This window comes from Caulobacter sp. 10L414 (assembly GCF_056395525.1).
On record NZ_JBFTJR010000063.1, the window covers coordinates 19,399 to 27,739 of the forward strand.

An 8,341-nucleotide genomic window follows, 5' to 3' on the forward strand; every position below is an offset into this window, starting at 1 on the left:
TCGCGGCGTCTGCTCACGGCAAATTGCAAGTCATGGTCCATTCCCCGTTCAAGGGCGTCATCCCGGCCCTGGTCACCCCGTTCCTGAACGGCGAGGTCGACGAGAAAGGCTTCGTCGCCCTGGTCGAGCGCCAGATCGCCGGCGGCGTGCACGGCCTGGTGCCGGTCGGCACGACGGGCGAGACCTCGACCCTGTCGCACGACGAGCACAAGCGCGTGGTCGAACTGTGCGTGAAGACCGCCCGCGGCCGCGTGCCGGTGATCGCCGGCGCGGGCTCGAACTCGACCGACGAGGCCATCGACCTGGTGCGCCACGCCAAGACCGTCGGCGCCGACGCGGCCCTGGTGGTCACGCCCTACTACAACCGCCCCAGCCAGGAGGGCATGTACCAGCACTACAAGGCGATCAACGACGCCGTGGAGCTGCCGGTGTTCGTCTACAACGTGCCCGGCCGCACGGGCGTGGACATCTCCAACGACACCCTGGTGCGCCTGTCCAAGCTGCCCAACATCGTCGGCATCAAGGACGCCACCGGCGACCTGACCCGCATCAGCCTGCAGCGCATCACCTGCGGCGAGGACTGGGTCATGCTGTCGGGCGATGATCCGACCGCGCTGGGCTACATGGCCCACGGCGGCCACGGCGTGATCTCGGTCACGTCCAACGTCGCGCCGGACGCCTGCGCCACCTTCATGAACGCCTGCTTCGGCAACGACTGGGAGACGGCCCGCTACTGGCAGGACCGCCTGATCAAGCTGCACAAGGCGCTGTTCCTCGACTCGTCGCCGGCCCCGACCAAGTTCGCCCTGGCCCAGCTGGGCCTGTCGACCGAAGACGTGCGCCTGCCGATCACGACCTGCAGCGAAGCCGTGCGTCCCGCGATCCTGGAAGCCATGCGCGAGGCGGGTCTGGTCTGATGACCAAGCCGATCGCGGAAAACCGGCGCGCCCGGTACGACTACTTCATCGAGGAGACCTTCGAGGCCGGCATCATGCTGACCGGCACCGAGGTGAAGTCGCTGCGCGTCGGCCGGGCCAACATCGCCGAGTCCTATGCGTCGGTCGAAGGGCGGGAGATCAAGCTGATCAACGCCGACATCCCGCCCTACGGCCACGCCAACCGCTTCAACCACGAGCCGCGCCGGCACCGGAAGCTGCTGCTGCACCGCAAGCAGATCGAGAAGCTGATCGGCGCGGTGCAGCGCGACGGCCGCACCCTGGTGCCGCTGAAGCTCTATTGGAACGAGAAGGGCCTGGCCAAGCTGGAGATCGGCCTGGCCAAGGGCAAGAAGGCCCACGACAAGCGCGAGGCCGCCGCCGAGCGCGACTGGCAGCGCGACAAGGCCCGCCTGATGAMGGGCGACCGGGGGGATTGATCCTCGGTTCCATGAGGAACCTCCCCCTGTGGGGGAGGTGATCGCGTAGCGATCGGTGGGGGGAGTGGTTGCGGAATGGCTCCCGCCCCGAAAGCTGAAAACGGCCCCCCTCCGGCCCTTCGGGCCACCTCCCCCAGAGGGGGAGGATCTTATGTCGGGGAAGCGACTTCGCCCTTGATCCTGGCGCCGCTTTTGCTCCTTCCTGCCCGAAGGAGTCCGCCATGTCCGATACTGGTGCAAACACGGCCAAGGTCGCGCGTCCGCTGTCCCGCGGCGGGCCGCTGGACGCGCTGCGCTTCTTCGCGGCCTTCTTCATCGTGGTCTATCACTACGCCGAGCAGGCGCCGGTCTCGCTGTTTGCGATCCACCCGGCGTTCGGGCGCGGCTATCTGGCCACCGACTTCTTCCTGATGCTGTCGGGCTACGTGCTGGGCCGGGCCTACGGGTCGCGGGTGTCGGCCGGGCAGATCCACGACGGGGCCTTCCTGATCAAGCGCATCGGCCGGGTGTGGCCTGCGCACCTGGTCATGATCGCCGCCTTCGTGGCGCTGGTGCTGGGCACCACGGCGCTGGGCATGCAGCCGCGCAATCCGCAATGGTACCAGTGGGACCAGCTGCCCCAGCAGATCTTCCTCATCCAGACCTGGGGCTTCCAGGGCCCGTCGGGCTGGAACATGCCCACCTGGACGCTGTCGGCGCTGCTGGTCTGCTATGCGCTGTTCCCGACGATCTGGCGGGCGTTCGGCAGGATCGGCTCGCCCTGGATGGCGCTGCTGGCCGGCGTGGCGGTGTTCGTCGCGGTGGACCTGTTCTCGCGCCAGGCCTTTGGCCTGCCGTCGTTCCACCTGCACCTGAAGAACGGCCTCTATCGCGCCATTCCGCTGTTCCTGATGGGCGTGCTGATCGCCCGGCTGGCGCGCGAGGTGGTCATCGGCCCGAAGCTGGCCGACGCCCTGGCGGTGTTCGCGGTGGTCGGCTTCGTGGTGCTGAACATCGTCGGCGAATTCGCCTATCCGAGCCTGGCCCTGCTGGGCCTCTTGATCTTCGCCGCCAGCGGTTCGGCCCAGAACGGCTGGGGCTGGGCCAAGACCGGCGGGCGGCTGTCGTTCTCGCTGTACCTGACCAACCAGTTCGTCGGCGCGATCTGGTTCGCGCTGCAGCGCCAGCTGGACCAGAAGGTCGAACTGCACGAGGCCGCCCACTGGGTGATCTGGGCCATGGCCTTCCCGGCGGCGCTGGTGTTCGCCTGGATCTTCGAGCGCCTGGTCGACGCGCCTCTGCAGGACTGGCTGAAACCCCGTCTGGAGAAGGCGACCGCCGGCTGGGGCAGGAAGCGCGAGCGGAACCAGGCGGCGCAAGCGATGGTTACGCCCCTGCCTTGAATGGCATGCCCTGAAATCGCCTTGCCGTTCGCGGCGAGATAGGCGACGAGGGATAAAACGCGCGTTCCAAACGCGTGGCTTCTAGGGAGTCGCATTCAAAATGCTCAGGACCGCCATCCTCGCCGCCGTCGCCAGCGCCGCCTTCGTCGCGCCGGCCATGGCCGCGGACATCACCGGCCTCTGGCAGACCGAGACCAACGGCGGCCAGGTCGAGATCAGCCGTTGCGGCAACAGCCTGTGCGGCAAGCTGCTGACTTCGGACAACATCAAAAAGAACCCGACGCTCAAGGACGAGAAGAACAAGGACCCGTCGCTGCGCACGCGTCCGCTGAAGGGCCTGCAGCTGCTGTGGGGCTTCAGCGGCGGTCCCGACAAGTGGACCGGCGGCAAGGTCTACAAGGCCGACGACGGCGCGACCTATTCGGGCACCATCACCATGACCGACGCCAACACCCTGAAGCTGAAGGGCTGCGTGGTCGCGCCGCTGTGCAAGACCCAGACCTGGACCCGGGTGAAGTAAGGAYCCTCCTTCTCCCCTTGCGGGAGAAGGTGTCAGCGAAGCTGACGGATGAGGGGTCTCTCAGACGCAAGACGCCGCGAAAGCTGATCGGCTTTCGCGGCGTTTCTGTTCGTGCAACCCCTCACCCGATCCCCGCTTTCGCGGGGACCACCCTCTCCCGCAAGGGGAGAGGGATCACAGGGGCTGACACACCTCTTCCAGCCAGGCGCGGATCTCCGGCTCGACGCGCGGGCCGATCTCTTTCAGCACGCGGGCGTGGTAGGCGTCGAACTGGGCGACTTCCTCGGCCGTCAGCAGCGCCTTGTCGACCAGGCGGCGGTCGATGGGAGCCAGGGTCAGGGCCTCGAAGCGGTGCATCGGGCGGTCGCCGCCGGCCACCGGTTCGGCGGGCATGACGACTTCCAGGTTCTCGATGCGGATGCCGTACTCGCCGTCCTTGTAGTAGCCGGGCTCGTTGGAGACGATCATGCCGGGCTGCAGGGCGATGGTGTTGGGCGCCTTGCTGATCCGCTGCGGACCCTCGTGGACGCCCAGATAGACGCCGACGCCGTGGCCGGTGCCGTGGTCGTAATCCAGCCCATGAGCCCAAAGGGCCATTCTTGCCAGCGCGTCGATGGCCGAGCCGGTGGTGCCGGCCGGGAAGCGCAGGCGGGCGATGGCCAGGTGGCCCTTGAGCACCAGCGTGTTGCGCTGGACCATCTCGGCCGAAGGCTCGCCGATGGCCACGGTGCGGGTGACGTCGGTGGTGCCGTCCAGGTACTGGCCGCCGCTGTCGACCAGCAGCAGCGAGCCCAGGGCGGCGCGCTCGTTGGAGCGCTCGGTCGGGCGATAGTGGGGCAGGGCGCCGTGGCCGTTGGCCGCGCCGATGGTGTCGAACGACAGGTCCTTCAGCACGCCGGTGGCCTCGCGGAAACTTTCCAGCTTGGCGACGGCCTCCTTCTCGTCCGGCGGGCTGACCTGGCCCTCGGTGGCCAGCCAGTGCAGGAAGCGGGTCAGGGCCGCGCCGTCGCGGCGGTGGGCCTCGCGCGTGCCGTCCAGCTCCACGTCGTTCTTGCAGGCGCGGGGCAGGGTGCAGGGGTCCATGCCGCGCACGACCTTGGCGCCGGCGGCAATCAGGGTGTCGAAGTACCAGGCCGAGGACTGGGCCGGGTCGACCAGCACGCTCTTGCCCGCGAGGTCGGCCAGGGCGCCTTCCAGGGCCTCGGGCGCTTCCAGCGAGACCTCGTTGCCAAGCCAGGCCGGCAGGTCCTCGGTGACCTTGGCCGGGTCGAGGAACAGGCGGGCGCTGCCGTCGGCGCGCAGGACGGCCTGGGCCAGCGGCAGGGGCGTACGGATGACGTCGCCGCCGCGGATGTTGAACAGCCAGGCGATCGAGGACGGGGCGGTGATCACCGCGGCGTCGGCGCCCAAGGTCGAGGCGAGGCCCGAACCCACCCGGGCGCGCTTGGCCGAGCTTTCTTCGCCCGCGTACTGCACGGGGTGGGGAACGACGGGGGCTTGCGGCTGGGCGGGGCGTTGACCGCCCCAGGCCTCGTCCAGCGGATTGGCGGCGACGGGCTTCAGCGTGGCGCCGGCGCGAGCGGCGGCGGCCTTCAGCACGTCCAGCGCGGCCGGGCTGTGCAGGCGGGCGTCATAGCCGATGACCGCGCCCTTGCTGGCGGTCTCCAGATAGGCCGGCACGCCGCCCTCGACGAGGTCGCGGATCTCGAACACGCCCTGGTCGACCTGCTCGCGGACCTGCAGGGTGTAGCGGCCGTCGACGAACACGGCGGCGCGGTCGCTCATGATCACGCCGGCCCCGGCCGAGCCGGTGAAGCCGCTGGCCCAGGCCAGGCGGTCGTTGGCGGCGGGCAGGTACTCGTTCTGGTGCTCGTCCTCGTGCGGCACGAGGAAGCCGTCCAGACCCTGGCGGGCCATGGCCTCGCGGATCAGCGGAACGTGGCGCGGGCCGAAGCCCGGATCGGTGGATTCATCGAAGGTCTGGCGCATGTMGAACGATGTATGCCGCATGCGCCAGACTGGAAAGGGGCGTTATTGCGGCTGATCGGCCCGGGGCGACGGAGCCGTGCCGTCGATCGTGGCCGGAGCGGTGGCGGCCGCGTCCTGCGCCGCGTCGGCGGCGGTCTGGGCCTGGATCTCGGTMTGGCGGCGCACGCTCTCGGCGGCGGAGGCGGCTTCGCGGGCCGAGGCCTCGGCGGCCTGGCGGGCCTGGTCGGCGCCGGTCTGCAGGCCGACCTGCGCGCCCTCGACCAGGCCGGCGGCGCGGCCCTGTTCCTGGGCCTGGGCGATCTGGTCGGAACTGGCGTCCATCGGACGCGAGGTCAGCATGAAGGCCACGGCGATCACGGCCACGATGGCCACGACGCCGGCGACCAGCCAGCCCAGGGGGCTCGATTCCCGACGGATCTCGACCACGCGCTCGGGCGCTCGCGGGGCCTCGGGGTGAAGCGAAGGATCGGTGTAGGTCATGGTCGTTTCCTCGAACGATGTTGTCCGGGAAAACGTGGAGCCAAGCGCAGGCGTTCCGTCTTTTGAACACCTCTCCTGGAAGGAGAGGGAGGGGCCCGCGCCGTCAGGCGTGGGAGGGTGAGGTGCTACACCGTCGACCGTTTTATCCCCTCACCCTCCCATTGCTGTCGCAATGGGCCCCTCCCTCTCCCCATGGGAGAGGTGGAATTGGGCTACGGACGCTGCAGGACCAGGGTCGCCCAGGCGTCGCGGTGGATGCGGTTCACGACCTTGAAGCCGCGCGACAGGTAGGCGGCCTTGACCATCCGTTCCTGGGTGCGCAGCAGGCCCGACAGGATGACCGTGCCGCCCGGAACCAGGGCGCGCTTGATGTCCTGGGCCAGGCTGATCAGCGGGCGGGCCAGGATGTTGGCGAACACCAGGTCATAGGGGGCGTTCTGCGCCACCAGCTTGTTGGACAGGCCCGAGGCATGGACGAAGCGGGCGTTGGCCATGTTGACCTTGGCGTTCTCCTTGGAGATCCGCACGCTGGGCTTGTCGATGTCGGTGCCGACGGCGAGCTTGGCGCCCGTGCGGGCGGCAGCGATGGCCAAGAGGCCCGTGCCGGCGCCGACGTCGAGCACCTTGTTGAACTTCCTGGCCTTGATCAGGCGGTCATAGGCCTGCAGGCAGCCGACCGTCGTGCCGTGGTGACCGGTGCCGAAGGCCGCGCCGGCCTCGATGCGCAGGTTGACCGTGCTGGCGGGCAGGCGACCGCGGTCGTGCATGCCGTAGACGAAGAAGCGCCCGGCGCGCACCGGCGGCAGGCCCGACAGCGCCATGGCCAGCCAGTCGGCGTCGGCCAGGGCCTCGCGCTCGACCTTCAGCGGATAGCCGCCCAGCAGCTCCAGCAGGGCCGCGTCCTCGTCCTCGGTGGTCGGGAAGGCGTCGATGCGCCAGATGCCCTTGTCCTCGTCCTCTTCCAGGATCGAGTAGGTGGCGCCTTCCAGGCCGGGCATGTTGTCGATGGCGTCGGCGGCGGCTTCGGCGTCGGCGCGCGCGCCGCGGGCGACGATCTGCTGGTGGGTGTAGTCGGTCATGCCGCTCCAATAGTCGGACGCGCGGCCAAAGGCGAGACCGTCCGGCGTCCGAAAGCGGGGGCGGGGCTCCAAATTTCCGGCGCGGGGTCGGGCGGCGCCAGTCGCCAGGTCAGCGGCGGCTCCTGCCGAAGGCGCGGCTCGCGGCGGGCTTGCGGCGCGCCGGCTCGTCCGAAGGCGGGTCCCAGCAGGCGCGTGGCGGCCGCGCAGGCCAGGGCCCAGGCGATGCCGTTGCGCTCCAGGATGAAGCTTTCCGAGAAGGTGGTGATCAGGAAGATGACCAGGAACAGCGTCGCCCAGTAGCCGTCGCGCACCTTGTCGAACCGGAAAAGGGCGGCCAGCAGCGGCAGGCCCAGCACCAGGGCCGACAGGCCCACGCCGATCCAGCCCAGCTGGGCCAGCACGTCCAGCCAGCCGTTGTGGGCGGTGGGCACGTTCCAGCCGGTCTCCTTGCGGATGAACAGGGCCGGCACGGAGTCGTCGCGCCAGAACACCGCATAGCCGTAGCCGGTCAGCGGGGCCTTGGCCGACTGGCGCATCAGAGCGTCCCAGATCTCGGTGCGGCCGGTCAGGGTGGGGTCCTTGCCCAGGGCCTTGAACAGCAGCTCGGGCGCCAGCCACATGACGATGGCCGCGCCGCCGATGACCGTGACGCCCAGCCAGACCATGGTGATGGCCGTCGCCGGCCCGCGCCGCATCATGCCCAGCAGGCCCGAGCCCGTAAGGCCGATCAGCAGCACCATCAGCGAGGTCTTGGACTTGCTCATCACGATCATGAAGGCGCACAGCACGATGGCGCCGATGAACAGCCTGCGATGCCGGGTTCCGGCCAGGATGGCGGCCATGGCGCCCAGCGCGCCGTAGACCATCATCGCGCCCATCTGGTTCTTCTCGAACCATAGGCCGCGCCAGTCGCCGGCGTTGATGTCGTGCTGCACGCCCATCTTCGGATAGGCGATCGCGGCCAGGAGGCCGCCGGCGCCGAGCACCAGGAAGGTGGTCGCCAGGATCTCGGCCATGCGGCGGCCGTCGAAGCTGGCGGCGAAATAGAAGCCGAACAGGGTGGTGAAGGCCGCGGCCAGGGCGCGGCGGTTGGTGGTGCCAGGATCGAACGACCACGAGGCCGAGGCGAACACCCAGAACACCAGCAGGCTGAGGATCCCGGCCGGCAGCCAGAACTTCGCGAGCCGGGGCGCGCGCCACAGCACCAGCGCCAGGATCAAGGCATAGACCGGCAGCCACATCAGGCGAAGGATCGGCATGTCCTCGCCGCCGGCCTGTTCCGGATCGAGAAACGGTCCGATCAGGGCGTTGGACAGCATGAACAGTACGAAGCCGCAGGCCCAGGCTTCCAGCGTGCGCAAAAGCCCGCCTTCCTCCTCGATCCTGTCCGGCGCCGCGGCGTCCATGGTCGTTCCCGTGTGGCGCGAAACGGCACAGTTACCGGTCGCATTGACGAGAGGCTGCAAGGGGGAGGCCGTGGCGCCGCGTTGCGGCGACCCCCTCCGGCCCTTCGGGC

8 protein-coding genes are annotated in these 8,341 nt (G+C 69.3%); 4 read left to right on the plus strand and 4 right to left on the minus strand.

Annotation, left to right across the window (positions count from 1 at the left end):
• The first annotated feature begins 32 nt into the window (after positions 1–32).
• The 4 genes from dapA to AC1DCG_RS20765 all read left to right on the plus strand — a co-directional run bounded on the left by dapA (position 33) and on the right by AC1DCG_RS20765 (position 3,277).
• Positions 33–917, plus strand: coding sequence for a 4-hydroxy-tetrahydrodipicolinate synthase (gene dapA / locus AC1DCG_RS20750; RefSeq protein ID WP_477031333.1), 885 nt, complete (start codon positions 33–35; stop codon positions 915–917).
• Entirely contained in the window at positions 917–1,375 is a 459-nt protein-coding gene (smpB, locus tag AC1DCG_RS20755; protein WP_477041643.1) for an SsrA-binding protein SmpB, read from the plus strand. Before dapA ends, smpB begins: the two co-directional genes overlap by 1 nt.
• Before the next feature lie 221 nt (positions 1,376–1,596).
• A complete protein-coding gene (locus tag AC1DCG_RS20760) occupies positions 1,597–2,757 on the plus strand; it encodes an acyltransferase family protein (RefSeq protein ID WP_477031334.1) in 1,161 nt (386 codons plus the stop codon).
• Between the two features lie 100 nt (positions 2,758–2,857).
• On the plus strand, positions 2,858–3,277 hold the full coding sequence (locus AC1DCG_RS20765; RefSeq protein WP_165262796.1) for a DUF2147 domain-containing protein: 420 nt from the start codon (positions 2,858–2,860) through the stop codon (positions 3,275–3,277).
• A 174-nt stretch (positions 3,278–3,451) separates the two neighbouring features.
• Here the strand turns inward: AC1DCG_RS20765 and AC1DCG_RS20770 are convergent, their stop codons facing one another.
• From AC1DCG_RS20770 to AC1DCG_RS20785, 4 genes are all read right to left on the minus strand, one after another.
• Positions 3,452–5,266 (minus strand): aminopeptidase P family protein, encoded by a 1,815-nt coding sequence (locus tag AC1DCG_RS20770; protein WP_477031338.1) that lies wholly within the window; start codon positions 5,264–5,266, stop codon positions 3,452–3,454.
• Positions 5,267–5,308: 42 nt separating this feature from the next.
• A complete protein-coding gene (locus AC1DCG_RS20775) occupies positions 5,309–5,746 on the minus strand; it encodes a hypothetical protein (protein WP_477041644.1) in 438 nt (145 codons plus the stop codon).
• Between the two features lie 212 nt (positions 5,747–5,958).
• A complete protein-coding gene (locus AC1DCG_RS20780) occupies positions 5,959–6,825 on the minus strand; it encodes a 50S ribosomal protein L11 methyltransferase (RefSeq protein ID WP_477036982.1) in 867 nt (288 codons plus the stop codon).
• A complete protein-coding gene (locus AC1DCG_RS20785; RefSeq protein ID WP_477031337.1) occupies positions 6,822–8,231 on the minus strand; it encodes an O-antigen ligase family protein in 1,410 nt (469 codons plus the stop codon). Before AC1DCG_RS20785 ends, AC1DCG_RS20780 begins: the two co-directional genes overlap by 4 nt.
• Between the last annotated feature and the right edge of the window lie 110 nt (positions 8,232–8,341).

Coding starts and splice junctions, on each gene's coding strand:
- dapA (WP_477031333.1), top strand. CDS start 33: ATGGTCCATTCCCCGTTCAAGGGCGTCATCCCGGCCCTGGTCACCCCG.
- AC1DCG_RS20760 (WP_477031334.1), top strand. CDS start 1,597: ATGTCCGATACTGGTGCAAACACGGCCAAGGTCGCGCGTCCGCTGTCC.
- AC1DCG_RS20765 (WP_165262796.1), top strand. CDS start 2,858: ATGCTCAGGACCGCCATCCTCGCCGCCGTCGCCAGCGCCGCCTTCGTC.
- AC1DCG_RS20770 (WP_477031338.1), bottom strand. CDS start 5,266: ATGCGCCAGACCTTCGATGAATCCACCGATCCGGGCTTCGGCCCGCGC.
- AC1DCG_RS20780 (WP_477036982.1), bottom strand. CDS start 6,825: ATGACCGACTACACCCACCAGCAGATCGTCGCCCGCGGCGCGCGCGCC.
- AC1DCG_RS20785 (WP_477031337.1), bottom strand. CDS start 8,231: ATGGACGCCGCGGCGCCGGACAGGATCGAGGAGGAAGGCGGGCTTTTG.